This is a genomic window from Alphaproteobacteria bacterium, from assembly GCA_024244705.1.
Classification (GTDB): Bacteria; Pseudomonadota; Alphaproteobacteria; order JAAEOK01; family JAAEOK01; genus JAAEOK01.
The window spans coordinates 66,815-92,281 of the sequence record JAAEOK010000073.1 but is presented as its reverse complement, the minus strand read 5'-3'; the positions used below and the strand labels follow the sequence as shown (position 1 = coordinate 92,281).

At 66.0% G+C, this 25,467-nt stretch carries 23 protein-coding genes; 13 read left to right on the top strand and 10 right to left on the bottom strand.

Translation table 11 applies throughout. The features are described 5' to 3' along the window. Positions 1 to 28: 28 nt before the first annotated feature. The 3 genes from GY791_12415 to GY791_12405 all read left to right on the top strand — a co-directional run bounded on the left by GY791_12415 (position 29) and on the right by GY791_12405 (position 4,177). Positions 29 to 1,393, top strand: a complete 1,365-nt coding sequence (locus tag GY791_12415) for a formimidoylglutamate deiminase (protein MCP4329229.1) — start codon at positions 29 to 31, stop codon at positions 1,391 to 1,393. A 4-nt stretch (positions 1,394 to 1,397) separates the two neighbouring features. Next, positions 1,398 to 2,933, top strand: coding sequence for a histidine ammonia-lyase (gene hutH / locus GY791_12410; protein ID MCP4329228.1), 1,536 nt, complete (start codon positions 1,398 to 1,400; stop codon positions 2,931 to 2,933). 89 nt (positions 2,934 to 3,022) lie between these two features. Beyond that, on the top strand, positions 3,023 to 4,177 hold the full coding sequence (locus tag GY791_12405; GenBank protein ID MCP4329227.1) for a 2Fe-2S iron-sulfur cluster binding domain-containing protein: 1,155 nt from the start codon (positions 3,023 to 3,025) through the stop codon (positions 4,175 to 4,177). A gap of 40 nt (positions 4,178 to 4,217) precedes the next feature. Here GY791_12405 and GY791_12400 read toward each other — a convergent pair whose 3' ends face one another. After that, complete coding sequence (locus GY791_12400; protein ID MCP4329226.1) at positions 4,218 to 4,481, bottom strand: Usg family protein; 264 nt, start codon at positions 4,479 to 4,481, stop codon at positions 4,218 to 4,220. Between the two features lie 264 nt (positions 4,482 to 4,745). Here GY791_12400 and GY791_12395 point away from each other — a divergent pair, with 264 nt between their 5' ends. Beyond that, a complete protein-coding gene (locus GY791_12395; protein MCP4329225.1) occupies positions 4,746 to 5,066 on the top strand; it encodes a co-chaperone GroES in 321 nt (106 codons plus the stop codon). 17 nt (positions 5,067 to 5,083) lie between these two features. Continuing rightward, positions 5,084 to 6,742 (top strand): chaperonin GroEL, encoded by a 1,659-nt coding sequence (gene groL, locus GY791_12390; GenBank protein ID MCP4329224.1) that lies wholly within the window; start codon positions 5,084 to 5,086, stop codon positions 6,740 to 6,742. A 102-nt stretch (positions 6,743 to 6,844) separates the two neighbouring features. Here groL and GY791_12385 read toward each other — a convergent pair whose 3' ends face one another. Continuing rightward, positions 6,845 to 7,342, bottom strand: coding sequence for a class I SAM-dependent methyltransferase (locus GY791_12385; GenBank protein MCP4329223.1), 498 nt, complete (start codon positions 7,340 to 7,342; stop codon positions 6,845 to 6,847). A gap of 3 nt (positions 7,343 to 7,345) precedes the next feature. Then, entirely contained in the window at positions 7,346 to 8,431 is a 1,086-nt protein-coding gene (locus tag GY791_12380) for a metal-dependent hydrolase (protein MCP4329222.1), read from the bottom strand. Positions 8,432 to 8,531: 100 nt separating this feature from the next. Between GY791_12380 and GY791_12375 the strand changes: the two genes are divergently transcribed. Further along, positions 8,532 to 10,364: a bifunctional isocitrate dehydrogenase kinase/phosphatase gene (locus tag GY791_12375; protein MCP4329221.1), complete on the top strand. Its 1,833-nt coding sequence runs from the start codon at positions 8,532 to 8,534 to the stop codon at positions 10,362 to 10,364. Positions 10,365 to 10,421: 57 nt separating this feature from the next. Here GY791_12375 and GY791_12370 read toward each other — a convergent pair whose 3' ends face one another. The 3 genes from GY791_12370 to GY791_12360 form a co-directional block, all read right to left on the bottom strand. Continuing rightward, complete coding sequence (locus tag GY791_12370; GenBank protein MCP4329220.1) at positions 10,422 to 10,613, bottom strand: hypothetical protein; 192 nt, start codon at positions 10,611 to 10,613, stop codon at positions 10,422 to 10,424. Between the two features lie 115 nt (positions 10,614 to 10,728). Then, complete coding sequence (locus tag GY791_12365) at positions 10,729 to 11,610, bottom strand: NAD(P)-dependent oxidoreductase (GenBank protein MCP4329219.1); 882 nt, start codon at positions 11,608 to 11,610, stop codon at positions 10,729 to 10,731. A gap of 17 nt (positions 11,611 to 11,627) precedes the next feature. Beyond that, the gene (locus GY791_12360) at positions 11,628 to 12,035 is read right to left on the bottom strand and encodes a tellurite resistance TerB family protein (GenBank protein ID MCP4329218.1); all 408 of its coding nucleotides are present in this window, start codon (positions 12,033 to 12,035) and stop codon (positions 11,628 to 11,630) included. Between the two features lie 84 nt (positions 12,036 to 12,119). On the opposite strand from GY791_12360, the gene GY791_12355 reads away from it, so the two are divergent. Continuing rightward, entirely contained in the window at positions 12,120 to 13,052 is a 933-nt protein-coding gene (locus GY791_12355) for an AEC family transporter (GenBank protein MCP4329217.1), read from the top strand. Here the strand turns inward: GY791_12355 and GY791_12350 are convergent. Together GY791_12350 and GY791_12345 are read right to left on the bottom strand one after the other, a co-directional pair. Continuing rightward, complete coding sequence (locus tag GY791_12350; GenBank protein MCP4329216.1) at positions 13,042 to 15,795, bottom strand: ATP-dependent DNA helicase; 2,754 nt, start codon at positions 15,793 to 15,795, stop codon at positions 13,042 to 13,044. The genes GY791_12355 and GY791_12350 overlap by 11 nt on opposite strands. Before the next feature lie 45 nt (positions 15,796 to 15,840). Further along, positions 15,841 to 16,074 carry a hypothetical protein gene (locus GY791_12345; protein MCP4329215.1) on the bottom strand — a complete coding sequence of 78 codons (234 nt, stop codon included), beginning with the start codon at positions 16,072 to 16,074 and terminating at the stop codon, positions 15,841 to 15,843. Positions 16,075 to 16,562: 488 nt separating this feature from the next. Between GY791_12345 and GY791_12340 the strand changes: the two genes are divergently transcribed. Then, positions 16,563 to 18,149 (top strand): lysine--tRNA ligase, encoded by a 1,587-nt coding sequence (locus tag GY791_12340; protein ID MCP4329214.1) that lies wholly within the window; start codon positions 16,563 to 16,565, stop codon positions 18,147 to 18,149. 7 nt (positions 18,150 to 18,156) lie between these two features. On the opposite strand, the gene GY791_12335 is transcribed toward GY791_12340, so the two are convergent. Further along, complete coding sequence (locus GY791_12335; protein ID MCP4329213.1) at positions 18,157 to 19,290, bottom strand: multicopper oxidase domain-containing protein; 1,134 nt, start codon at positions 19,288 to 19,290, stop codon at positions 18,157 to 18,159. Positions 19,291 to 19,587: 297 nt separating this feature from the next. Between GY791_12335 and GY791_12330 the strand changes: the two genes are divergently transcribed. Beyond that, complete coding sequence (locus GY791_12330) at positions 19,588 to 20,118, top strand: phasin family protein (GenBank protein MCP4329212.1); 531 nt, start codon at positions 19,588 to 19,590, stop codon at positions 20,116 to 20,118. A 74-nt stretch (positions 20,119 to 20,192) separates the two neighbouring features. Here the strand turns inward: GY791_12330 and GY791_12325 are convergent, their stop codons facing one another. Then, positions 20,193 to 21,038 carry a branched-chain amino acid aminotransferase gene (locus GY791_12325; GenBank protein MCP4329211.1) on the bottom strand — a complete coding sequence of 282 codons (846 nt, stop codon included), beginning with the start codon at positions 21,036 to 21,038 and terminating at the stop codon, positions 20,193 to 20,195. A 236-nt stretch (positions 21,039 to 21,274) separates the two neighbouring features. On the opposite strand from GY791_12325, the gene GY791_12320 reads away from it, so the two are divergent. Genes GY791_12320 through GY791_12305 form a run of 4 tightly spaced genes read left to right on the top strand, consistent with a single transcriptional unit; the run spans position 21,275 to position 25,419 of the window. Continuing rightward, on the top strand, positions 21,275 to 21,640 hold the full coding sequence (locus tag GY791_12320; protein MCP4329210.1) for a DUF952 domain-containing protein: 366 nt from the start codon (positions 21,275 to 21,277) through the stop codon (positions 21,638 to 21,640). Next, positions 21,637 to 22,686: a quinone-dependent dihydroorotate dehydrogenase gene (locus GY791_12315; protein ID MCP4329209.1), complete on the top strand. Its 1,050-nt coding sequence runs from the start codon at positions 21,637 to 21,639 to the stop codon at positions 22,684 to 22,686. The genes GY791_12320 and GY791_12315 overlap by 4 nt, the downstream gene beginning before the upstream one ends. A 19-nt stretch (positions 22,687 to 22,705) precedes the next feature. Further along, positions 22,706 to 23,587, top strand: a complete 882-nt coding sequence (locus GY791_12310) for a TIGR01459 family HAD-type hydrolase (GenBank protein MCP4329208.1) — start codon at positions 22,706 to 22,708, stop codon at positions 23,585 to 23,587. A 32-nt stretch (positions 23,588 to 23,619) separates the two neighbouring features. Continuing rightward, complete coding sequence (locus tag GY791_12305; protein ID MCP4329207.1) at positions 23,620 to 25,419, top strand: hypothetical protein; 1,800 nt, start codon at positions 23,620 to 23,622, stop codon at positions 25,417 to 25,419. Positions 25,420 to 25,467 lie beyond the last annotated feature (48 nt).

Below are 25,467 nucleotides of genomic sequence, written 5' to 3'. Positions count from 1 at the left end.
GCCCGGCCGCCACCGGGTGGGAGGGAATGTGACCACGATCCTCTGCGCGCGCGCGTTGTTGCCCGACGGCTGGGCTGACGATGTCGCCGTGACCTTCGACGACGACGGCGATATTGCGACGGTGCAGCCCGGCGCGAGTGGCGGCGAACGGATCGCCGGCGCGGCCCTGCCCGGCGTCCCCAATCTTCACTCCCACGCCCACCAGCGCGCGATGGCCGGTCTGGCCGAGCGCTCGGGCGACAGCGCCGACAGTTTTTGGACCTGGCGCGAGGTCATGTACGGCATGCTCGAACGGCTCACGCCCGATCAGCTCGAAGCGATCGCGGCCCAGCTCTACCTCGAGATGTTGAAATCCGGATATACCAGCGTCGCCGAGTTCCAGTATTTGCACCACGGTCCGGACGGCGAGCCCTATGACGACGTGGCGGAGATGTCGCTGCGGACGTTGAGCGCGGCACGCATGGTGGGGATCGGCTTTACCGCACTTCCGGTGCTCTATCAGTACGGCGGTTTCGGCGCGGCGGCGGCGCAGCCCGGTCAGCGGCGGTTCCTCAACGACGCGTCGCGGTTCCTCGACATTGTCAGGCGGCTGCGCGCGGCAAGCGCGGACGACGCGAATACGGCGGTCGGCATCGCGCTCCATTCGCTCCGCGCCATCACCGCTGAGCTGCTCGACGATGTCCTGGCCGGGTTCGACGCCGACGGCAGCGGCCCGGTCCATATCCACATCGCCGAACAGAAGAAGGAAGTCGCCGATTGTCTCGACTGGTCGGGACAATGGCCGGTCGACTGGCTGCTCAATCATTTCGCGATCGACCGGCGGTGGTGCCTGGTCCACGCCACCCACATGACCGATGATGAGACCAGGGGTCTCGCGCAGAGCGGCGCCGTCGCCGGCCTCTGCCCGACCACCGAAGCCAATCTCGGCGACGGCTTTTTCAACGCGCGCCCGTTCTTGGAATCAGGCGGTCGCTTTGGCATCGGCTCCGACAGCCAGATCTCGGTCAGCCCGGTCGAGGAGCTGCGATGGCTCGAATATGGCCAGCGGCTCGCTCTCCATGCCCGCAATGTGCTCGCCGGAGGGCCGCGTCGGAGTACCGGATCCACGATCTTTACCGGCGCCATAGCGGGCGGCGCACAGGCCTGCGGCCGCAAGGTCGGCGCCATCGCTTCCGGCTATCGCGCCGATTTGATCGTCGTCGATAGCGGCGACCCGCTGCTCTATGGCCGCACCGACAATGCGCTGCTCGACAGCTGGATATTTTCCGGCAATCGCAATTTGGTGCGCGATGTCTTTGTCGGCGGCAAACAGGTCATCCGTGACGGATGCCACCACGACGAAGCGAAGATAGCGGACCGCTTTCGGCGGACGCTCGATCAATTGGCAGGATAACGACATGGCGAAACCCACTCTTTACCTCGCGCCCGGAGACCTCACCCTGGCCCAACTTCGCGCAGTCTACGATGGCCCGCATGCGATCGATTTGGCCGAAACCGCCTGGGACGCGATCCGGGCAGCGCGGGCGATCGTCACCGGCGTCATCGAGAGCGGCGGCGTCGCCTACGGCGTCAACACCGGTTTCGGCCGCCTCGCCAAGACGCGGATCGACACCAGCCAGCTCCGTGAATTGCAGCGCAACCTCCTATTGTCCCATGCGACCGGAGTGGGACCGCTGTTGGATGACGCCGTTGTCCGTCTGATCATGGTGCTCAAGGTCAATTCGCTTGCCCGTGGCTATTCCGGCATGCGCCCGGAAATCGTCGCGCTGCTGATGGCGATGGTCGAGAGGGGCATTTATCCGGCGGTGCCGGCCAAGGGCTCGGTCGGCGCCTCGGGCGATCTCGCGCCGCTGGCCCACCTCTCCCTGCCGTTGATCGGCGAGGGCCGGGTCCGCGTCGACGGCGCTCTGTTGGACAGCCGGCCGGCGCTGGAAGCGGCCGGATTGTCGCCGCTCGTCCTCGAGGCCAAGGAAGGCCTCGCGCTGATCAACGGCACCCAGGTCTCGACCGCGCTGGCGCTCAAGGCTTTGTTCGATGCCACGCGCAATCTGGACGCCGCCTTCGTTGCCGGTAGCATGACCGTCGAGGCCGCCCTCGGCAGCCGCGTCCCGTTCGATGCGGAGATCCACCTCATCCGTGGGCAGAAGGGCCAGATCGAGGCCGCCCGAATCTACCGCGAGCTTCTCGGCGACAGCGAGATCCACAAGTCGCATGCCGATTGCGACCGCGTCCAGGATCCCTACTCGCTGCGCTGCCAGCCCCAGGTCATGGGCGCCTGTTTCGACCAGATGCGCCGGGTCGCCGCCGGCCTCGAAATCGAGGCCAACGCGGTGTCCGACAATCCGCTCGTCTTCGCCGACCGCGATCTGATTCTATCGGCTGGAAATTTTCATGCCGAACCGGTGGCGATGGCGGCCGACAATTTGGCCCTGGCGATCGCCGAGATCGGTGCTCTGTCCGAACGGCGGATGGCGCTGCTCATCGATTCGAGCCTCAGCGAGTTGCCCGCCTTCTTGGTCGAGGATGCCGGATTGAACTCCGGCTTCATGATCGCCCAGGTCACGGCGGCCGCGCTCGCCAGCGAGAACAAGTCGCTCGCCCATCCGGCCAGCGTCGATAGCCTGCCGACCTCGGCCAATCAGGAGGACCATGTCAGCATGGCGACTTTCGCCGCCCGCCGCCTGACCGAGATGAACGACAACACGCGATATGTGCTGGCGGTGGAAATGCTGGCCGCCGCCCAGGGCATCGATCTGCGCCGCCCGATGCGGTCGAACGCGGTCCTGGAGGAAGCCCACGCCACCATTCGCAAGGCGGTCTCGATGTGGGACCGCGACCGCTACTTCCAGCCCGACCTCGAAGCGGTCGCCGCGCTGATCGCCGCCGGCGCCTTCGGCGCGCGCGTGGCCGCCTATATCGAGGGCGCCGCATAGAACCTCTTGCAGTGCGCCGCGCGGGCTCATAAAAGCACATTCCGCGGGACCGCGGCGGTGACCAGCCGCCGGGTGGCGGGAGGAGGCAAATGAGCGCACGGCGATACAGGGTCGTCCGAAAGGTTCAGGAGAGCGAGGTTATCGCCTCGTTTTACCTCGAAGCCGAAGACGGCGGGCCACTTGATCCGTTCAAGGCCGGACAGTTCCTCACTTTCGAAGTCGTGTTCGACGGTCGCGACGACGCAGAGATTCGCCAATACAGCCTGTCCAACGCGCCCGATGAGCGCGACCACTATCGCATCACCGTCAAGCGCGAGGACGCGCCGCTCGATCGGGCGCACTTTCCGCCGGGGCTCGTTTCCCACCACCTCCATGGTGCGATCGATGCCGGCGCCGGCCTCGTCGCCCATGCGCCGCGCGGCCAGTTCGTCCTTGAAGAGAACAGCACGCGGCCGGTGGTCCTGTTGAGCGGTGGTGTCGGTTTGACGCCGACCGTGAGCATGCTCCATGCGCTAGCCGATGAGGGCGAGCGCGATGTCTGGTTCGTCCATGCCTGCGACAACGGCCGCGTCCATGCCATGGCCGATGAAGTCCGCGCCGTCGCCGCGCGCTCGCCACGGATCCATACCCATTTCTGCTATCGCTTTCCCGACCAGGCCGACGTCGCGGAAGGCCGCTTCGACAGCGAAGGCATCGTCACCCGCGACCTGCTCCAGAAATTGCTGCCGCTCGACGATTACGAGTTCTATATCTGCGGCCCGTCTCCGTTCATGAAAGCGATCTACGAGATCCTGCGATCGCTGGGCGTTCACAACGATCGCGTCCGGTTCGAGTTCTTCGGCCCGGCGACACTGATAATCGAGCGCGACGAGCGGTCCGACGCGGCACCGGCGGTGGTCGATGGTCATGACCGAGTGGCGCCGGGCGAAGAACAGCCGACACCGGTCGCCGCCGCGGTCGCCGCGGCGGCGGTCGAGCCCCCGGCGTCCGGCCCCCTGGTGACCTTCCTCAGGGCCGGAATTACGGTGTCGTGGAAGGACTCCGCCGGAACGTTGCTCGAATTGGCCGAATCCCATTCCTTGGAGCCGGAGTTCAGCTGTCGCGCCGGGGTTTGCAACACCTGTCAATGCCGGCTGGTGTCGGGCGAGGTCGAGTATGTCGAGGAGCCTCTGGACGAGCCCAAGGCGGGCGAGGTTCTGATCTGTTGTTCGCGCCCCAGGACCCACGTCGAACTCGACATCTAACCTGGGGTCGTCGCGCGGTCGGCGAATCGCCTGGTCGCGTTCAATGCAATCGAAATTCGCCGTCGAGGAAGCGCATTTCCGCCGGGGTTATGAGATCCGCGCTGGCCACTCGAACCGAATGCAGGGGTCCGTCGAGGTTTTCGGTCCAGTAGGTGAGGAAGCGGCTGAGCACCGGGAAGCGCGGCGCCAGGTCGTAGTGCTGCCAAACGAAGGTTTGCAACACGGTCGGGAAATCGGGCATGTGATAAAGGATCTCGGCGGTGGTCAGGCGATAATCGCGCAACTGGCGTTCGAGATCGGCCATCGAGAAACCTCCTCTGTTCCCTATCGATGCTCAGAGTTTGCCTCGACCCGATCGCTGCGCGCAATAAAAAATTGTTATGATTCAAGGTATTAGCAGCGATCTACTGGCGCTGCTGCCAAATTCGGTCGGGCCCGGCCACTTTTTTTCCGACCGCTGCGCTTGACATAGACTGGTGGTCTGCCTACATGCCTGGCACTCATGTTGCTAGAGTGCTAGCACATTCCTGAAATTTGCGACAATCCAAGTCGTTACGGAGGTTAAAACATGGCATTTCGACCCCTGCACGACCGCGTTCTCGTTCGTCGCCTGGAAGGCGATGAGAAGACGGCGGGCGGAATTATCATCCCCGACACGGTGAAGGAAAAGCCGATGGAGGGCGCAGTCGTCGCCATCGGGCCCGGTGCGCGTGGTGAGGACGGCAAGCTCGTGGCGCTCGACGTCAAACCCGGCGACCGCATCCTGTTCGGTAAGTGGTCCGGGACCGAGGTCAAGATCGATGGTGAAGACCTCATCATCATGAAGGAGTCCGACATTCTCGGCATCATCGAGGGCATTGTCGGCGCCAAGAAGAAGAAAGCCGCTTAGGGCGAGGAGCAAGAGATATGGCAGCAAAACAAGTCAAATTTTCCGCCGATGCCCGCACGCGCATGCTACGCGGCATCGAGACCCTGGCCGACGCCGTCAGGGTGACGCTGGGCCCGAAGGGCCGGAACGTGGTTCTGGACAAGTCCTTTGGCGCCCCCCGTATCACCAAGGATGGCGTGACGGTCGCGAAAGAGATCGAGCTTGAAGACAAGTTCGAGAACATGGGCGCGCAGATGGTGCGCGAGGTCGCCTCGAAGACCAACGACGCCGCCGGCGACGGCACCACCACGGCGACAATCCTGGCCCATGCGATCGTTCGCGAAGGCTCCAAGGCAGTGGCCGCCGGCATGAACCCGATGGACCTCAAGCGCGGCATCGACACTGCAGTCGCCGCCGCCGTCAGCGACATCGTGAAGCGCTCGCGCAAGGTTTCGACCTCGGAAGAGATCGAGCAGGTCGGCACCATTTCGGCCAATGGCGAATTTGAAATCGGTTCGATGATCGCCACCGCGATGCAGAAGGTCGGCAACGAAGGCGTCATCACGGTCGAAGAGGCCAAGAGCCTCGACACCGAGGTCGAGGTCGTCGAAGGCATGCAGTTCGACCGCGGCTATCTGTCGCCGTACTTCATCACCAACGCCGACAAGATGGTGTGCGAGTTCGACGAGCCCTACATCCTTCTCCACGAGAAAAAGCTGTCCGGCCTGCAAGCGATGCTGCCGGTGCTCGAGGCGGTGGTGCAGTCGGGTCGTCCGCTGCTGATCGTCGCCGAGGATGTCGAAGGCGAAGCGCTGGCGACACTCGTCGTCAACCGTCTGCGCGGCGGCCTCAAGGTCGCGGCCGTCAAGGCGCCGGGCTTCGGCGATCGTCGCAAGGCGATGCTCGAGGACATGGCGATCCTGGCCGGCGGGCAGGTCATCAGCGAGGACCTCGGCATCAAGCTCGAGAACGTCACGCTCGACATGCTCGGCAGCGCCAAGCGCGTGATCATCACCAAGGAAGAGACCACGCTCATCGACGGCGCCGGCAAGAAGAAGGAGATCGAGGGCCGTTGCGGACAGATCCGTAAGCAGGTCGAGGACACGACCTCGGACTACGACCGCGAGAAGTTGCAGGAGCGGCTGGCCAAGCTGGCCGGCGGCGTCGCGGTGGTTCGTGTCGGTGGCGCCACCGAGATCGAGGTCAGGGAGCGCAAGGATCGGGTCGAGGACGCGATGAACGCGACCCGCGCCGCTGTCGAAGAGGGCATCGTGCCCGGCGGTGGCGTTGCACTCCTGCACGCGGCCAAGGTGCTCGCCAAGCTGGACGTTGCCAACGACGATCAGCGGGTTGGCGTCGACATCGTCCGTCGTTCGCTGGCCTCGCCGGCGCGGCAGATCGCGTCGAACGCCGGTGCGGACGCCTCGATCGTGGTCGGCAAGATCCTCGAGAGCAAGGACAAGAACTTCGGCTTCGACGCTCAGAGCGGCAAGTACGTCGATCTCGTCAAGTCCGGCATCATCGACCCGACCAAGGTCGTGCGTACGGCGTTGCAGGATGCGGCCTCGGTTGCCGCGCTCTTGATCACGACCGAAGCCATGGTCGCCGAGAAGCCGGAAGAAAAGAAAGACATGCCGGCCATGCCCCCGGGCGGCGGCATGGGTGGAATGGGCGGCATGGGTGACATGGGCTTCTAAGTCCAAGCCATCCGGCGCCTACGGAAATCGGGGCCGTCCTTCGGGGCGGCCCCTTTTTTGTCTGAGTTCGGCCGGCTGGAGCGAAATCGGCAGCGCGGTGGGTCAATACATCCGCGCGTAGGCGCGGACGACGCTGTGACCCGCAGGGTCCTGACCGCGTACTTCGACGTCGGCGAACCCGGCTTGTTCCAACTGGCTGACGATTGACGACGGGTCGGTCGTGCCACGGCATCCGAATCCGGCCACAATGCCGCCGGGCCTGAGGACGCGCCGCATTTCGGCCAGCGATACCGCGGCTTCGCCGGCACCGATCGGGCGATCCCTGACCAGAATGGCATCGAAGGAAAGCGCGGCGAACGGCAACCCGCCGCCTTCGAGAAGTCGGAACGACAGCCGTGCTTCGAGCCCGCTTTCGGCGGCACGCGCGAGGGCGCGGTCGATCAGTTCCCGTCGTTCGTCGACCCCGGCGACGCGGCCGGCGCCGTGATCGCGGATCAGGGCGGGCGCGAACTCACCGCTACCGCAACCGATATCCAGCAGATCGAGGCCCCTGAGTTCGAGCCCGGCGACGATCGCGTTGAATTGGGCCGGGCGGCTCAAGGCCTAACAACTCGAGGTGAATTCGACCTCGGTGCTGGCCACCCGCATGCCCCTCGCGACAATGGCCGCACTCTCCGCAGGCCGCTCTATGCTGTTCCCGGCGAGCCCCGCCAGAAGCCATTCGATATCGCCGTCGGCCTGACGCGCGTCGTCGACGCGCTGGGGCGGTACCGATCGCATGACGCCGCCGCGGATTTCCGCGACCATGAAGCGGAACGCGTAATTCGGCGTAAGCCCCATGCGCAAGTCCGACACGACGACGGCGCCGTCGACGATATCCGCCCGATAGAATCCCTTGCTGAAGCGGGCCAGACGAGTCGCGCCGTCGTTGGCGTCGAGGCAGGGCGTGCCGACGTCCAGGCGCCGATGGGCATAGATCGCAATGTCATCGCTATCGGCCAGGATCGGGACATAGAGATTGAAATAGCGGCCCTCGTCGACGGCAATCACGCGCCACAAGAGCGAATTGAAGGGCGTTGCCGTCGCCAGCAGACGTTCGGTGCTGATCCCCGCCTCGTGCAGTTCGGCCGCGGCGCGATCGGCGGAAATCCGTTGGGCGGCGAGGCCCCAGGCGAGATATCCGGTCGACACGACGAGCGCCGCCACCAGGACGCGGCCGAAACGCGCTGTCCACGCGCCCAGGCAGAGGGCCCAGACGACGGCGACCAGAAGCGGGATGGTATATAGCGGGTCGATGATGAAAACCGAGCCGGTTCCGATCGGCTCGTTCCACAGAGGCCAAAAGAGGCGCGTCCCATAAACGGTCAGCGCGTCGAGCAGGGCGTGGGTGGCGAGGCACAGATAGACCGCGGCATAGGTCACCAGCCGCCCATCGCGGAGGCCGCGAAACAGTCGCACCAGGGCCTCGCCGAGCAGCGGGGTCGCCGCCGCCTGGACGACCAGCGAATGTGTCGGGCCACGGTGAAGGACGAAGGCGTCGATCGGACCGTCGAACGGATAGAACACGTCGAGATCGGGCAGTGAGCCGAGTATGCCGCCGACCACCACCGCCTTGCGCGGTCCGAGGCGGCGCCCCAGCACCGCCGCGCCGACCGCGGCGCCGAGCGCGAATTGGGTGACCGTGTCCATGGTGCGCGGGTCTTACGGCAAGCGGCGGGTGCTGACAAGCGGCCATCCCCTGACCCATACTGCGTTCCGACCACGTGCGAACTCCAATGGTGTCGCGCCGATGAACCTAGCCCCGCCGCCCAATGCCGCCGCACCCACCGACGAGGAGGCCGACCTGTGGGATGTCGGCGTCGATCCGGAACGGCTGCGGGCGCTCGAGCAGGCGCGATCGGAACCCGAGAAGGTGGCGCTGATCGCGGCCCTCATCTTCGATGTCTTCGGCGATTACTACGCCCGCTCGCGGGCCATGCCGGCGGCCGCCAAGGCGGCATTCGAAAACATGGACTGGACGCGCTCCATCGATATCAGCCGCGAGCGGCTGATCATCTATACCCGCAGCATCTCGCGCCTGGCGCCGCTGCTCAAACTGTTCTGCCGCGAGGTCGAAAGCCGCGACGCGTTCTGGGAGGAGGTCGAGCGCGCCTACCTGGCGCTGATCGCCGGCCACTACCAGGCCGACGTCGCCTTTGCCTTCCTCAGTTCGGTGCGGCGAAAGATCTATCAGGATCAATGGAAGGCGGTGGAATACACCTATGGCGCGGCGGGCGACGCGGCGCTCCCGCCAACCGAGATTCTGCGTGAGTTTCCCGGCGGCCCTTCGGTGTTGCCCGAAACCGTGGCCGCCATTCTACAAGTGCCCGATTTCACCGTCCCCTACGGCGATCTCGCCGGCGACGCCGCGCGTATCGCCGAGCGTATCGACGCGACCCTCGGCCTGCCGGCGGCGGACGGGGTCGGGATCGTGGCAATTCGCATCATCGACGCGGGGTTTTACCGCAACCGGGGCGCCTATATCGTCGGCCGCATCGACCGTCAGAATGCCGACCCGGTGCCGTTGGCGATCGCCCTGCTCAACGAGGGCGAGGGCATCTTCGTCGATGCCGTCATCCTCGACGGCGATCATCTGCAATACCTGTTCAGTTCGACGTTGGCCAACTTCCATGTCACCTGCAACGCCTATCACGAATTGTCGCGGTTCCTGCATGGGCTGATGCCGAAGCGTCCGCTTGGGCTTCACTATTCGACAATCGGCTTCAACCATGTCGGCAAGGTGACGGTGATGCGCGAGATCGAAAGCCAGATCGTCGGCGCGGACGAACGCATGGACCGCGCCGTCGGCTTTCCCGGCACGGTCGCCATCGGTTTCTCGGCGCCGTCGTCGGAGTTCGTGCTCAAAGTGATCCGCAACAAACCGACCGCCAACTACAAGTGGGGTACATTCCCCGGGATCGATGCCGTGCTTGGTCAATACCGGCGGGTGCACGACATAAACCGCACCGGCAGCATGCTCGACAACATCGTCTATTACAACGTCACCCTGCCGCGCGCCTTCTTCGCCGACGCCCTGCTCGAAGAGCTGCTGGTAGCGGCCAGCGAAAATGTGTCGCTCTATCTCGGCAACGTCGTGTTTCGCCATCTTATCGTCCAGATGAAGATGTCGCCGCTGCCGGTATTCCTCGAAACCGCGCCCCCGACCGACGCTGAAACCGCTGTCCGCAACCTCGGCCAGTGCATCAAGAACAACGCGGCGGCGAATATTTTCAACCGCGACCTCGACGGCCGCAATTACGGGGTCAGCAAGATCCTCAAAGTCTATCTTTACGATTACGACGCGATCGAGCCGCTGACCGAGGTCAAGATTCGCTCCAACCTTGACCGCATCGACGGCGAGGAGGACGTGCCCGATTGGTTCTTCGAGGAGGGCTTCGTCTTTCTGCCGGAGGAGATGGAGGTCGGTCTCCGCATCGACGACCGCAACCTGCGGCGGCTGTTTCGGGAGGTCCACGGCGACCTCATGACGTCGGCCTATTGGACCCGCATTCAGGAGCGCCTGCGCGACGGCCGCGTGCCGCGGATCCACACTTATCCGGCCGAATGTCGGCTACGGGTTTGAAGACCGCCCAAGCCCGGCGCTCCGCATTGCGACCGGCGCGTGTCGCCGCCCGCAGGGCTAAAGCGTGATTTCGGCCCAAACCTTCTCGAGCGTGTCGGCCGCCTGGCCATAATCCTCGACCACACCCAGCGAACGCCGCTCGCGCTTGCCATCGGCCTTGACGAGGTAGGCGGCGATGCTCCAACTGCCCGATTTGTTTTGCTCGATCACGATCGCGATCCGCTGAGCGGTGTTCGATTGAATTTGCATGTCCTTATTCTCGCTTTGTCGAGGGACCTCTTAGATGGCGTTCGCCGCGCCGACTGCAATGGAGATTATGACGACGGCGTCGCGACGGCGGCGCTGGCGAGCGCCCCTATCGCGACTATCGCGCGCCGTAGATGCGGATCAGCGCGCTGTGGTCGAGGTCGCCGTCGCCCTGCGCGATGAGGCGCTCGTAAAGCTCGCGGTTGAGCGCCGTCGCCGGCAATTCGATGCCGAGGGCGGCGGCCAGATCGAGCGCCTGGGCCATGTCCTTGCATTGGATCGCGGCGCGGCCACCGGGGGTGAAATCGCCCTCGGTCATGCGTTTGCCATGAAGCTCGAGGACGCGTGATTCGGCGAAGCCGCCGGCAAGCGCCTGGCGGACCTTCTCGGGATCGACGCCGGCCGCGCGGGCAAGCGCAAACGCCTCCGCGACGGCGCCGATGGAGAGGCCGACGATGACCTGATTGACGGCCTTGGCGATCTGACCGGCGCCGATCGCCCCGACATGGGTGACGTGGCGGCCGAGAACGGCGAACAGTGGCGCCGCGCGCGCGAAATCCTCGTCGCTGCCGCCGGCCATGATGGTCAGGGTGGCGGCCTCGGCGCCGACCTGGCCGCCCGAGACCGGGGCGTCGACATAGGCGGCGCCGGTGGCCCCGATGCGGGCCGCGTAGTCGCGGGTCGCCATCACCGCCGTGGTGCCCATGTCGATGACCAGGCAACCCGCGCCAATGCTGGCGGCGACGCCGTCGGCGCCGAACAATTGATCGTCGACCGTCTCCGTATCGGGCAGCATGAGGATCACGATGTCCGACCGCGCGGCCACCTCACGGCTGCTGTCGGCCGGCGCCATGCCGGCTTCCGCCAGGGCCTCGACCACCGCGCGGCTGCGATTGTGGATGACCAGGTCGGCGCCCGCGGCAGCCAGGTGTTCCGCCACCGGCCGCCCCATCAGGCCGAGCCCGATGACGCCGATGCGGTATCCGGCTAGATCGGGCATGGCGAAATGAGCCGGCGCTAGGCGGTCTGGTGGCGGGCCCGCGCGCCGCGTTCGATGGCGGCGGCGATCAGGCGGTCGACCTCGAGCTTGTCGCGCAGCAATTGGAGCAGCCGGACCTCCTCGTTGACGACGCGGCCGTCGGCGGCGGCGACATCGCAGGCGATCGCATAGGCGGTCTCGCGCAGATGCTCGGGCAGCGAGACCAGGATCGTGTCCAGGGTGCGATCGAGGCCGTCGTCGCGACTCAGCAGCTTGGCGCAATCCTGGGCGACCAGCGGCAAGGTGTCGGCGTCGAAATCGCGGAAAACCGGCAGATGGTTGACGACCCGGCCGATGGCCTGTAGTTCGGCATCCGACATGTTGCGGTCGGCGGCCGAGACCATAACCATCGTGTAGATGAGCGCGTCGTGGGGTTTGATCATGATGACATCCATTCTGTTCAGGGTCGTCGGCGCCGGAATCGGCCGCGGTGCGCCCCATAGGTAAGGGGCCGGGCGGGGAATCTCAAGTTGCAGTCTGTCGTCGACATCGTTCTACCGGTTTTCGCCATCATATTGACCGGATACCTGGCTGGGCGGTTCCGCCTGTTGGGCCCGGCCAGCGCCGAGGCGCTCAACCGCTTCGTATTCTATTTCGCCCTGCCGCCGCTGCTTTTTCTGTCGATGGCGCGGGTACCGATCGGCAACCTTTTTCACGGGCCCTTCCTTACCGTCTACATCGGCGGGCTGGTGTTCACGGTGCTGTTGGGGCTGGTCGGCGCGCGCTTCCTGTTCGGCCACCGAAACCTCGACATGATCGTCCTCCATGCGACGACCGCGGTGTTCGGCAACACCGGGTATCTCGGCATTCCCTTGTTTCTCGCTGCCTTCGGTCCCGACCGCCTGCTGCCGGCGGTGCTCGCCACGGTGGTGGTTTCGACGGTCCTCATCGGCGCGGCGACGGCGGCGATCGAAATCGGCCGCCACCGCGAATCCGGAATCCTGGTCGCCCTCGGCCGCGCCTTCCTTGCCGTCGTCCGCAGCCCGCTGGTCTTCGCGCCGGTGGCCGGAATCGCGGCCTCGGCGATCGGCTTCTTCCCGCCCCAGCCGGTGGTCAACTTCTTCGAGCTTCTCGGCGCTACCGCCGGCCCCGGGGCGCTGTTCGCCCTCGGCCTCTCGCTGGTTGGTCGCTGGCGCCAGGTCGACGTCAAGGAACTCGGCTGGCTGGTTGCGCTCAAGCTAGTGGTGCACCCGCTGGCGACCCTCGGTTTGATCAGCTACGTGGTCGCCGTCGAGCCCTTCTGGGCCAAATCGGCCGTGCTCCTGGCCGCCATGCCGACCGGCGCCTTGGTTTTCGTTCTCGCCCAGACCTATGATTCCTACGTCCAGCGCGCATCGGCCGCGATCGTCGCGACGACGGTGTTGTCGGTGTTGTCGCTGTCGTGGCTGCTGGTCAGCCTGTAACGGGTCCGTCGCCCTCCAGAAAGATGCGGGTCTCGGCCGCCGCCGCGGCAAGGCCGACGCGGTGGACCTCGACGCCCTCGGGGAACGCACCGTAGAGCCGCGACGGCATCATCGGATCGAGCAAGACGAAAACGCCGCGGTCCTGGTTGCGGCGGATCAGTCTGCCGTAAGCTTGTTTCAGACGCAGCCGCGTCGTCATGTCGTCATAGCCGCGGCCGCCGAAGGCGGTGCGCCGCACTCGGTGCAGAATCGTCGGCCGCGGCCACGGAACCCGGTCGAAGACGATCAAGCGCAGCGCCTCGCCGGGGACATCGACGCCGTCGCGCACGGCATCGGTGCCGAGCAGCGAGGCGTCGGGTTCGGCGCGGAACATCTCGACCAGGGTCGCCGTGTTCAGCGGATCGACATGCTGGGCCAGCAGGGTGAGCCCCGCTTCGTCGAGCGGATCGGCGATGCGTTTGTGGACCGCGCGCAGCCGGGTAATCGCGGTGAACAGGCCGAGGGCGCCGCCGCGGGCGGCCTCGATCAGGGTGCGGTAGGCGGCGGCGACCTGGTCCATGTCGTCCTTGCGCACGTCGGTGACGACGAAGATCCGGGTGTGGGCAATATAGTTGAAAGGCGAGGGGACGGCGATCCGGGTCGCCGTCGGCGCGCCGAGGTGGGCGGCCCCGCTGCGCAGATCGGCGGCCTGCCAATCGGCGTCGGCATCGCCGGTGCCGTCGCGCAAGGTCGCCGAGGTGACGACGATGCCGTGCGCCGGCCGGGCGACGAATTCGGCGAAGGGCGCCATCGGATCGACCCAATGGCGATGCATGCCGACATCGAAATCGCGGCCTTCGTAACGGTCGACGGCGAGCCAATCGACGACCGTATCCGCCGGTTCCTCGGCCAGTTCCGCCAGCATCCGTCGCCACGCCTCGATCTGCAGGATGCCGCGCTGCTTGAGGCCGCGGACCACCGCCTCGATGCGCATCCGGGTCGCCGAATCGAGACGCGCCGCATCGCCGTCGAGGCGGTCGGCGAGCGACTGGGCGAGCGCCTTGACCGGGGTCAGCAAGTGCGCCAGCGCGTCATCGAGGGCGGCCGCGGCGGCGAGCAGCGGCGCGTCGGCCGGGCGCGCGTCGGCCTCGAGCCCATAGGGCGAGGAATCGTTTGGCACGCGGGCATAGACCAGGCGCCTGACCTCGGCCAGGAAGGCCTCGGCCGGGCCGACCGCGCGGCCGTCGATCAGGCGCTGCCGCCAGCTTTCGGCGGGTAAGGCGCGCGCCCCGCGGACCACTTTTTCGAGTGCCTCGCGGCCATCGTCGTCGGCGGCGACGATATCGCCGATACGGCGTTCGAGGCCGCGCGCGCGGGAGCGCCGCCGGGTTTCGCCGCCGACCAGCCAGCGCCGCAATTCCGCGGTCTCGGAGGCCGACAAATGGGCCGAGAATGCGCTGTCGGCGGCGTCGAACAAATGGTGCCCCTCGTCGAACACGAAGCGCGTCGTGCGCCGCATGTCCTCGCCGCCGCCGAGCGCGGCCTGGATCATCACCAGGGCGTGGTTGGCGACCACGATGTCGGCGCGGCGGGCGCGGCGGACGGTATGCTCGATGAAGCATTTGCCGTAATGGGAGCAGGCCGAATAGATGCATTCGCCGCGGCGGTCGGCGAGCCCGGTGGTCAGGCCCGGGCCGAGGAGGTCGCCGAGCCAGGCCGGGAAGTCGCCGCCGGTCATGTCGCCGTCATGGCTCGCCGCCGCCCACCGCGCCATCAGTCCGAGCGCGACGGCGTCGCCAGGCCGCGCCGCCAGGCTGCGCACGCGATCTTCCATGTTGAGCAGGCAGAAATAGTTCTCCCGGCCTTTGCGCAGGACGATACGCCGCGCCTTGTCCTCCGGATCGGCGCACAGGCGGTCGAGCTCGCGGTCGATCTGGTGCTGGAGGTTGCGGGTGTAGGTGCTGAACCACACGGTGCCGCCGTTGCGCTCCGCCCACAAGCTGGCCGGGGCGACATAGCCGAGCGTCTTGCCGACGCCGGTGCCGGCCTCGGCGAGGACGAAATTGGGCGCGTCGGCCTCGGCCCGCGGCTGGAAGGCGTCGCTCACCGCCATCGCGTAATCGACCTGCTGCGGTCGCGCCTCGGCATCCCCGCCGAGCAGGTCGCCGAGGCGCGCGCGGGCGGCATCCGGCGATACCGGATAGTCCTCGGGCGGTGCTGGCGGGGCCTGTTCCTCCCATGCCGGCAGCCGTTCCCACACCGCCAGCGAGCGGGTCTCCGCCCTGCCGCCGGCGGGCGCCGCCAGGGCCTCCAGGACCGGCGCTCCCCACGGCCAGCCGCCGGCCGCCATCACCCGGGCGATACCGGCCGCCGGTTCGGCCGCCGCCTCCGGAGTGGCGGCGAGTTCGGCGAGCAGGCGTTCGGCGGCGGTGGCGAGTGTCGTCGGCTCGTCGTCCAGGCTGAGCGGCAGCGGCAGGCCGAGGGCGGCGGCGAGCCCGCGCCCGGTGGGCAGGCAGAACGTTGCCGGCCGGGCAAAGGCGAACAGCTCGAGCAGGTCGAAGGCGGGAAAGGGGTCGATGCCGAGCCGTCGCGCGGTCGCCATCCGGTGGCAGATCAGGACCGGCCCGGCACGAACCAGCGCCCGGGCGTCGTCGTGGCCGATGTCGCGGAGCTCGCCATCGGTGGTGAACAGTTTCGCGACGCGGCGGCCGACCACGAGAGCATCGGCTTCGAGACGGGGCGCGGGCGGCGGGGCGGACGACATGGGCGGGAGTATAGAAATAAACCAGCTCCGCCGCGGACGGCAATATCAGGGTCTTGATCTCTCCAGCAACCGAAGGTCTTCGTCTGCCTCGTCCAAATAGAGCAACCCGCCTTTTTCTGTTTCGATCAAAACTCCGGTTTTGAGGTAGGACCAATCGGCTTCGGGGTATTCTTTGGTGTAGTTGGATAAATCGATATCGCACACGACGACACCCCGGTTTCCGTGCCAAACCTCGACACGGTCACCCAATCTAATTTCCTCGCCGTCAGAATACTTCATGCTCGGATTCCTACTTGGGCGCCGCAGAGTTTGTGTTGGTTTGTTCCGTCTAGGAGAGTGGATACAGTCGGGACTATCCCAAAGGAAGGGCTGTGAAATGCTAGGTCAATGTTCCGAGTTGGGGAACATTGTTACTCGTTGCATCCCGCGTCGGCCATCGAGCGACTTTCGAAACCATGTGCCGCACGAAATCCTCCCCTCCCCTGGAGGGAGGGGATCGAGGGGAGGGGGAACTCATCGACAGAATTCGATATGTCACGCCGGTGATTGCGGGACCACCCCCACCCCGACCCTCCCCCTTCGAGGGGGAGGGTGCTCAACGTACGATATGATGTTGCCGGCCCGCGCCGGCGGGTCGGTGTCGTCGCCGGCATGGCGCGAGTATATGGACCGCCCGGCGCACCCGCTAGCGCGCTGCGTCGCGGTTGACCTTGCTTTTGGTAGCGCCTAGCTTCGCGCCGCATTCACGGCAAGGTGTGATCGGGAACATGTCCAGCGAACGCGAACTCGCGCTCGTGGCCAAGGCGTGGCCGTTCGAAGAGGCGCGGCATGTGGTCAAACGGGTCGGCGACGCCGCGCCGGAGAAGGGTTACGTGCTGTTCGAGACCGGCTACGGGCCCTCGGGCCTGCCCCATATCGGCACCTTCGGCGAGGTCGCCCGGACGACCATGGTGCGCCACGCCTTCGAGACCATGACCGGGTTGCCGACCCGGCTGTACGCGTTCTCCGACGACATGGACGGGTTGCGCAAGGTGCCCGGCAACATTCCCAACCAAGACATGGTCGCCGAACACCTCGGCAAGCCGTTGACCGAGATCCCGGATCCGTTCGGCACTCACGAGAGCTTTGGCCACCATAACAATGCGCGGCTGCGCAGTTTTCTCGATTCGTTCGGTTTCGACTACACATTCGTCAGCTCAACCGGGTGCTACCGCGACGGCCGCTTCGACGCCGCCCTGCTGCAGGTGTTGCGCCTTTACGATGCGGTCATGGCGGTCATGCTGCCGTCGCTCGGCGCCGAGCGGCAGGCGACCTATAGCCCGTTCCTGCCGCTTTGTCCGCGGACCGGACGGGTGCTCCAAGTCCCGATCGTCGCCCACGATGCCGATGCCGGGACGGTGACCTACGAGGACGAGGACGGCGCCCGGGTCGAGGTTCCGGTGACCGGCGGCGCCTGCAAGCTGCAATGGAAAGTCGACTGGGCGATGCGCTGGTACGCGCTCGGCGTCGATTACGAGATGTCGGGCAAGGACCTGATCGACTCGGTGCGGCTGTCGAGCAAGATCTGCCGCATCCTCGGCGGCACTCCCCCCGACGGCTTCAATTACGAGCTGTTTCTCGACGAGAACGCCGAGAAGATCTCGAAATCCAAGGGCAACGGGCTGAGCGTCGAGGAATGGCTGGCCTATGCGCCGCCGGAGAGCCTGGCGCTGTTCATGTACCAGCAGCCGCGGCGGGCCAAACGACTCTATTTCGACGTCATCCCGAAGGCGGTCGACGAGTATTACACCTTCGTCCGCAAATACGCCGACGAAGCGCCGCCGGCGCGGCTCGAAAACCCGGCCTGGCACATCCATAGCGGCGCCCCGCCCGACGAGGTGCCGCCGATCCCGTTCGCGCTCCTACTCAATCTAGTCAGCGCCTGCCATTCCGAGGACAAGGCCGTCATCTGGGGATTCCTGTCGCGCCACGAGAAAGTCCATAGTGCCGCCGAGTCGCCGCAGCTCGACGCCCTGGTCGAGTACGCCATCCGCTACTACAGGGATTTCGTCAAGCCGACGATTCGCCACCGCCCGCCGAGCGAGGTCGAGCGGGGCGCGCTCGAAGACCTGCTTGCGGTGCTTGCGGCGCTGCCCGACGATGCCGACGGCGAGGCGATCCAGACCGAAATCTACGAGGTCGGCAAGCGCCACGATTTCGAGAACCTGCGCGACTGGTTCCGTGCCCTCTACGAGGTTCTGCTCGGTCGAAGCCAGGGCCCGCGGATGGGCTCGTTCGTCGCCCTCTACGGGCTCGTGGAAACGCGCGAACTCGTCGCCCGGGTGCTCGCCGGCGACGACCTCGACGCCGCCTGATCGGCGATCAGTCGGCCGGTTCGGCGCTGTCTCCGGCGCCGACCTCGTAGAGCGCCGTCATCCCGGCCGCGATATGATCGTTGACGTGACAGTGGAACATCCAGACGCCCTGGCTGTCCGGGGTCACGTCGACGACCCGGCTCGAGGCCGGCAGCAGATCGACGACATCGACCCGCCTGCCGTCGGATAGGCCGGTGTTGCCGTGCCAGTGCGGCGTGTGCAAATCGACCTCGGTGCCGAGCGCGAGGGTGTACCAGCGCGTCCGCTCGCCGGCGTTCATCTTCAGCCCCGGCAGATTGCCGTAAATGTAGCCGTTGATGCCGTGCATCAGGTTGCTTTCCTGGAATGCTTCGTCGTTCGGGTCGACGTGGGCCGGGTCGGCGAACGTCTCGATGTTGCGGTCCAGGTACCAGCTCTGGTTTTCGTCGGTGACGGTAAACAGGGTGACGAATTCGCGGTCGATATCGCGCGGCGCACCATCGGCCGTGGCCTGGCCTTGGGCGGTGACGACGATGGCACCGACCAGGCCGGCATTGGAATCGCGGACCGCATCGACGTGGGAATGGTAGAGCCAGGCGATCGAGCTCGGGTCGTTGGGGCCGGGGCCGGCGCGCTCCGGGACCTCCCAGACATAGGTATGGGTCGCGCCGGGCGGCACCGCGTCGTCGGCTTTGTCGGCGCCGGCGGTGCCGTCTGCATAGGGTGCGCCCTCCGACGCCTTGTCGTAGAACACCCCGTGCGGGTGCATGGTAAAGGGCCGGCTCGCGTTGTTCTTGAAATGCACCCGGATCGTGTCGCCGACTTCGGCATGCAGAACGGGACCGAGAAAGCCAAGATGCGCCCACGCCTCGGGGCGGGGCAGGGGCGTCGTGAAGTCGGCGTCGGCGTATTGCCGATAGAGCGCCTTGACGTAGGTGCCGCCGACTGTCGCCGGAGTTCGTTCCACGAATACGCTTTCGTCGTCGTCGAACGGCCGGCCCATCATCACGTTTCGCCCTGCCGGTGCATAGTCCCAAGCTGTCTCTTCGGCGGCGACGTAGTAGACCCGTTCGGCGGCGGTCGCCGGTCCCGGGATTGTAAAGAGCGCCAGCGTGATCCCGGCGGCCGCGAAGGCCAGGCGCCGACCGATTGCAGTCCTCATGTTCTGCCTACCCTCATTGACTTCGCTAGACGGGAACAAATACCGCGATTAAGAATGATTTGCATTCCTAATATTAACCGGGGACAATTTGACGCAGTGCCCGGAGACCATGCCGGGTCGGCCCATTCGGAGGCCCGAGACTCGGTCAGTAGGATTTTTGCTGCAACGCACAATTTCTCATTGACAACGGGCGGGGATTTCCTAAATTAACGGAGTGTTGCAGTGCAACATAATCATTCACAGCAATGCTCAACCGGCCGGGATTCGCGCGGCCCAGGGCAGACAGGAGAAACTCCCATGGCTACTCGCAAGACCAAAGTGACGAAGCCGCGCGCGACGCAAGTCGAAGCGGCTGTCAAGAACGGCGCCGCCGCCGTCGAGACCGCGGTCAAGGCCGGCACCGATGCCGCCGCCCAGAACGTCGAAAAGGCGGTCAAGATGACCCAGGATCAGGCCGAAAAGGCCAACGCCCAGGCGCTCAAGGCGTTCGACGAGGTCTATGCCTTCAACAAGCAGAACCTCGACGCGTTCGTCGCCGCCGGCGACGTCTATTTGAGGGGTGTCGAGGCGATCAACGCCGCCTTCATCTCGACCGCCCGGCGCACCGTCGAAGCCGGCCTGTCGAACACCAAGGCCGTGCTGTCGGCCAAGACCTTCAACGAGGTGGTCGATCTGCAGAACGATTTCGCGCGTAAGACCTTTGACGAGGTTGTCGCCGAAACCACCAAGCTGTCGGAGCTGACGAGCCAGGTCGCCAACGAAGCGGCGAAGCCGATTTCGGTGCGCGTCCAGAAGACTTTCGAAACTTTCGCCAAGACTGCTGCCTAATCTAACAGTCTTGCACTATGACAGGGCCCAGCGTCAGCGACGCTGGGCCTTTTTCGTTCGCGGGTAGGCGTCAATCAATCGACAGGTTGCGAACGGGAGAACTCGAAATAGAGCTCGCGCGCCTTCTTGGCGGTCGGACCCGGCTGCAGCGGGCGGTCTTCGATCTGCTTGCAGGCGGTGACCTTGGCGTAGTTGCCGGTGCTGAACAATTCGTCGGCGTCGAGGATCTCGGGCCAGGTGATCGTCCGTTCGACGACCTCGGTTCCGCTATCCTGAAGCAGGCGGATGATCCGCTGACGGGTTATCCCGTTGAGGAAAGTCCCGTTCGCACTCGGCGTGTGGGCGACGCCGTCCTTGACCATGAATAGGTTGGCGGTGGCGAATTCCGCCACATTGCCGGTCATGTCCAACTTGACCGCATTGTCGAAGCCGCGTCCGGTCGCTTCGCGCAACGCACGCGCGACGTTTGGGTACAAACACGACGCCTTGGCGTCGGTCGGCGCCGATTCCGCGGCCGGCCGGCGAAACGAAGACAAGCACGCCGTGAAGCCCTTATCCTCCGGCAATGGCCGCTCGGTCAGGACGAGCGCGAATTTCGTGCTGTCGGGGTCGGGAACGACGAAGCCCTCCTGGCCGAAGAACATCGGTCGGATGTAAAGCTCGGCGCCTGGGCTAAACCGCCTCACCCCTTCCTTTGACAGCGCGTGGATCTCCTCCGCCTTATGGGTCGGTTTCAGGCCCATGGTCTCGGCGGAACGAATGGTCCGCTCGGAGTGACGGTCGAGATCGGGCACCAGTCCGTCGAATGCGCGGGCGCCGTCGAACACGACCGAGGACAGCCACACCGCGTGGGTCAGCGATCCGAACAAGGGCACATTGCCCTCCTGCCATTCACCGTCAACATAGGTCCACGATGTCATTACCTACTCCACTGATGGTCGCACCGCGCGATGCGGGTTTCGTCAAGCCTTAAACCAGCGCCCCGACCGGATCAAGCGAATGCCGGAAAAAGGCCATCGTTGTTTGGTGTCTTGTCGGTTTCACGCCCGACTTGCGGCGGTCAACAATTCCCATTCGGGCCCGCAACCTTTATATGGGTTCGGCCGCCGTCAATGCAGCCCGCCGCGCGTCCGCGGGCTCGGAGGAAAGTTGCCGAATGGCCGAGTCCCTGATCTACCACATGTGCCGGCGCGATGAGTGGGACGCCGCGTGCGGGACCGGGGTCTATCGCGGATCGTCTCAGGACGAGGCCGACGGGTTCATCCATTTCTCGACCGCCGACCAGATCGCCGCCAGCGCCGCCAAGCACCGCGCCGGCCAATCCGGCTTGGTTCTGATCGAGGTCGATGCCAGCCGGCTCGGCGACGCCCTCAGGTGGGAGCCGGCGCGCGACGGTGCCCTGTTCCCCCATCTATACGGCGTGCTGGCCGTCGACTCGGTCACCGCCGTTCGCGATCTGCCCGTCGACCGCGAAGGGCGGCACCTGTTCCCGGCCTTGCCGCTTCCCGACGCCCCGACATGAAATCATTCGCGCTGATCGGACGTCTGCTTCGCGCGCTGCCACCGGAAGCCGCGCATCGCCTGACCATTCGGGCGCTCGCCGCGGGCCTGGGCCCTCGCCGGCGACGAATCACGACGAGCCTATCCGCAACGGTCTTCGGTCTCGAGTTTCCCAATCCGCTGGGTCTGGCGGCGGGGTTCGACAAGGACGCGGAGGTTGTCGGGCCGGCCCTCGACCTCGGCTTCGGCTTCGTCGAGACCGGCTCGATAACGCCGCGACCTCAGCCCGGGAACCCGAAGCCGCGGATGTTCCGCCTCACCGCGGATCAGGCCGTGATCAATCGGCTCGGATTCGGCGGCCGGGGCATGGAAGCGGCGGCCGAACGGTTGGCGGCCTTTCGCCGCCGCGACGCGACCGCGCTGGTCGGCATCAATATCGGCAAGAACCGGGAGACCGAAGATGCGGCCGCCGATTACGCCGCCGTCGCCCGCCGGTTGGCGCCCTATGCATCCTATCTGGTGATCAACGTATCGTCGCCCAACACGCCGGGGCTGCGCGCGCTTCAAGGCAAGGACGAACTCGCACGCCTGGTCGACGCGGTGCGCGACGCGGTCGGCGATCCGGCGCCACCGGTCGTGGTCAAGATCGCCCCCGATCTCGAAGCGGACGATCGGGCCGCCGTCGCGGCGGTAACCCAAGAGGCGGAGATCGATGGCCTCATCATCGGCAATACGACGGTCTCGCGCCCGCCCGGCCTGACCGATCCGGCGCGCGGTGAAGAAGGCGGATTGAGTGGCCGGCCGCTGATGCCCTTGTCGACGGCGGTGCTGTCCGACATGTATGTCCGCACCGCGGGCCGGATTCCCTTGATCGGCCTCGGCGGGGTCGCCAGCGGCGGCGACGCCTATGTCAAGATTCGCGCCGGCGCTTCGCTGGTCCAACTCTATACCGCCCTCGTCTATCAGGGTCCCGATTTGGTCCCGGCGATCTTGGAGGCTCTCGCGGAACGGCTCGCCGCCGACGGCTTTTCGACGATCTATGAGGCGATCGGCGCCGACCACCGATGATAGCGCTCCCGACGCGGCCGTGAATACGACATCGCCCCGAAAGCTCGCCGGCATGAGCGAGATCGCCGATCGCTACGACGGCTACTTGCTCGATTTGTGGGGCACGATCCACGACGGGCTGCAGCCGCTGCCCGGCGTTCTGGCGGCGCTGACCGAACTCAAGGCGCGCGGCAAGCGGCTGCTCGTCATATCGAATGCGCCGCGACGCAACACCGCGGTCATCGAGCGTATGCGAACCATGGGGATCGCCGACCATCTCTACGACGCGGTCTTGTCGTCCGGCGAATCGGCTCATGTCTCGATCCGCGATCGCGGCGACCGGCATCACGCCGCCCTCGGGCGGGCGTGCTACCACCTTGGCCCGTCCCGCGACAGCAGCGTCTATGCCGAGCTCGATCTCGACATCGTGCAGGACCTGGAAAGCGCTGAATTTGTCCTCAATACGGGGCTCGACAAGCCGGAGGAAACGGTGGCCGACTATGCGCCGGTCCTCGACGCGGCGGCCGCAAGGGGCTTGCCGATGATCTGCGCCAATCCGGATCTGGTCGTGTTGCGCGGCCCGCTCCGCGAGCTCTGTGCGGGCGCGCTGGCGGCGCGCTACGAAGCGCAGGGTGGCACCGTCATCTACCATGGCAAGCCGCACGCACCGATCTATGACATCGCGCTCCAAATGCTCGACATCGAAGACCGCTCGCGCCTTATCGCGGTCGGCGATTCGTTGCGCACGGATATCGCCGGCGCCAATCGGATCGGAATCGATTCGGTGTTGATCCTGGGCGGTATTCACGCCGAGGCGCTCAGCATCTCGCCCGGTCAGGACGCCGATACGGCGCGCCTGCGCGGCCTTTATGGCGAGCTCGGCGCCGCGCCCAGCTACACGCTGCCGGCCTTCATTTGGTAGTCTGGCCGCCGGCCCGCCGCCTATAATGGGCCATGGCGCGCGCCCTCAAGCAAACCTGGACCTGGCATTTCGATACCCCGCCCGAAACCGTGTGGCCGATTCTGGCCGACACCGCACGGTTCAACGAGGCCGCCGGCTTGCCCAATCACGAGATCGAAGAAACGCCGCGCGCCGACGGCTCGGTCGAATACGTGGCGCGGGCGCGCAAGGGTCCCTTCAATTTGGTGTGGGAGGAGAAACCGGTCAATTGGGTGTGGGAGCGCTGGTTCGAGCACTGCCGCTCGTTCCGCCAAGGCCCGCTCGACTATCTGTGCGCCACCTTCACGCTCTATCCCGATGGCGCCGGCAGCCGCGGCGAATATACCGTCGAGGCGGCGCCCGCCAACCTGTTGGGCATGCTGATATTACGCACCGGTTTCTTTATCGCCGCGGGCAAGAATTTCGGCGCCCTGGCTGCCGCCGCGCGGGATTTCGCCAAGGGCGCGCGCGGGACCGCCTTCGACTACCAGGCGCCACGCCTGGATGCGGCGCGGCGCGCCCGGCTGGCCCAGATCGTCGCGCGTATCGAGGACACGCCCTACGGTCACGGCCTGGCTGCGCGGATCGCCGATTTGATCGAAACCGCACAGGAGGTCGACCTTATCCGCCTGCGGCCCCGCGCTCTGGCGCGGGAATGGGAAACGCCGGAACGGGAGGCAATCGAAGCCTGCCTGCGGGCGACGCGCGACGGACTGCTCGATCTCAGGTGGGACGTGCTGTGTCCGCGTTGTCGCATCGCCAAGGCGACGACCCATGCGCTCGATCAGCTGCCGACCGGCGCCCACTGCGACACCTGCAACATCGATTACGACCGGGACTTCGCCAAGAACGTCGAATTGAGCTTTCGGCCGGCGCCGGCCATTCGGCCCCTGGCCACCGGCGAGTATTGTCTGTTCGGGCCGATGAGTACGCCGCATATCAAGGTCCATGTCACGGTCGAGCCGGGCGCGTCGCGGGTCGTGGATGCGTCCTTGCCGGCCGGACCGTATCGGCTGCGAACGCTCGAGCCCGGCCCCGAGGCCGACTACGATCACGACGGTAGCGCCTTTCCCGAAATCGTGATCGACGCCGATGGGGTCGCTGCCGGCGAACCGTCGTCGCCGGGCACGGTTTTCCTGCGCAACGACGATATCCGGCCGCGGACCTTCGTCATCGAAGACCGGGCCTGGGCGGGGGACGCGTTTACCGCCGATCGCGTTGCGAGCTTTCAGGGCTTTCGCGATCTGTTCTCCGACCAGGTGTTGCGGCCGGGCGACGAGGTGGCGATCGCCCGGGTCGCGCTGATGTTCACCGACCTTCGGGGTTCGACGGCGCTCTACGGCGCGGTCGGCGACGCGCCGGCCTATCAATTGGTGCGCGATCATTTCGCGTTCCTCGCCGAAGTCGTCCGCAATCACGACGGCGCCCTGGTCAAGACCATCGGCGACGCGGTCATGGCGGCGTTCGTCGAGCCCGCCGATGCGGTCGCCGCCGCGCTCGATATTCAACGCAAGGTCACCGCTTTCAACGCCGCGACGACGACCGGCGCCGGGCCGATCGCGATCAAGATCGGGCTCCACGAGGGACCCTGCATCGCCGTCACTTTGAATGGCCGGCTCGACTATTTCGGCACCACCGTCAACATGGCGGCCCGGTTGCAGGACTGCAGCCGAGGCGGCGACATCGTTCTATCGACTGAGATCGCCGAGGATTCCGGTGTCGCGGCCCTGCTCGCCGGCTTCGAGCCGGTGCGCGAGGCGGCCGATCTCAAAGGATTCGACGCGCCGGTACCGTTTCTGCGGCTCGTGCTTTGAGAATTCAGGCGCGATCGTCGTCACCGTATCGGCGCATCGAAAGCCGCC

Coding starts and splice junctions, on each gene's coding strand:
- hutH (MCP4329228.1), top strand. CDS start 1,398: ATGGCGAAACCCACTCTTTACCTCGCGCCCGGAGACCTCACCCTGGCC.
- GY791_12405 (MCP4329227.1), top strand. CDS start 3,023: ATGAGCGCACGGCGATACAGGGTCGTCCGAAAGGTTCAGGAGAGCGAG.
- GY791_12400 (MCP4329226.1), bottom strand. CDS start 4,481: ATGGCCGATCTCGAACGCCAGTTGCGCGATTATCGCCTGACCACCGCC.
- GY791_12395 (MCP4329225.1), top strand. CDS start 4,746: ATGGCATTTCGACCCCTGCACGACCGCGTTCTCGTTCGTCGCCTGGAA.
- groL (MCP4329224.1), top strand. CDS start 5,084: ATGGCAGCAAAACAAGTCAAATTTTCCGCCGATGCCCGCACGCGCATG.
- GY791_12380 (MCP4329222.1), bottom strand. CDS start 8,431: ATGGACACGGTCACCCAATTCGCGCTCGGCGCCGCGGTCGGCGCGGCG.
- GY791_12375 (MCP4329221.1), top strand. CDS start 8,532: ATGAACCTAGCCCCGCCGCCCAATGCCGCCGCACCCACCGACGAGGAG.
- GY791_12370 (MCP4329220.1), bottom strand. CDS start 10,613: ATGCAAATTCAATCGAACACCGCTCAGCGGATCGCGATCGTGATCGAG.
- GY791_12365 (MCP4329219.1), bottom strand. CDS start 11,610: ATGCCCGATCTAGCCGGATACCGCATCGGCGTCATCGGGCTCGGCCTG.
- GY791_12350 (MCP4329216.1), bottom strand. CDS start 15,795: ATGTCGTCCGCCCCGCCGCCCGCGCCCCGTCTCGAAGCCGATGCTCTC.
- GY791_12345 (MCP4329215.1), bottom strand. CDS start 16,074: ATGAAGTATTCTGACGGCGAGGAAATTAGATTGGGTGACCGTGTCGAG.
- GY791_12340 (MCP4329214.1), top strand. CDS start 16,563: ATGTCCAGCGAACGCGAACTCGCGCTCGTGGCCAAGGCGTGGCCGTTC.
- GY791_12335 (MCP4329213.1), bottom strand. CDS start 19,290: ATGAGGACTGCAATCGGTCGGCGCCTGGCCTTCGCGGCCGCCGGGATC.
- GY791_12330 (MCP4329212.1), top strand. CDS start 19,588: ATGGCTACTCGCAAGACCAAAGTGACGAAGCCGCGCGCGACGCAAGTC.
- GY791_12325 (MCP4329211.1), bottom strand. CDS start 21,038: ATGACATCGTGGACCTATGTTGACGGTGAATGGCAGGAGGGCAATGTG.
- GY791_12320 (MCP4329210.1), top strand. CDS start 21,275: ATGGCCGAGTCCCTGATCTACCACATGTGCCGGCGCGATGAGTGGGAC.
- GY791_12315 (MCP4329209.1), top strand. CDS start 21,637: ATGAAATCATTCGCGCTGATCGGACGTCTGCTTCGCGCGCTGCCACCG.
- GY791_12305 (MCP4329207.1), top strand. CDS start 23,620: ATGGCGCGCGCCCTCAAGCAAACCTGGACCTGGCATTTCGATACCCCG.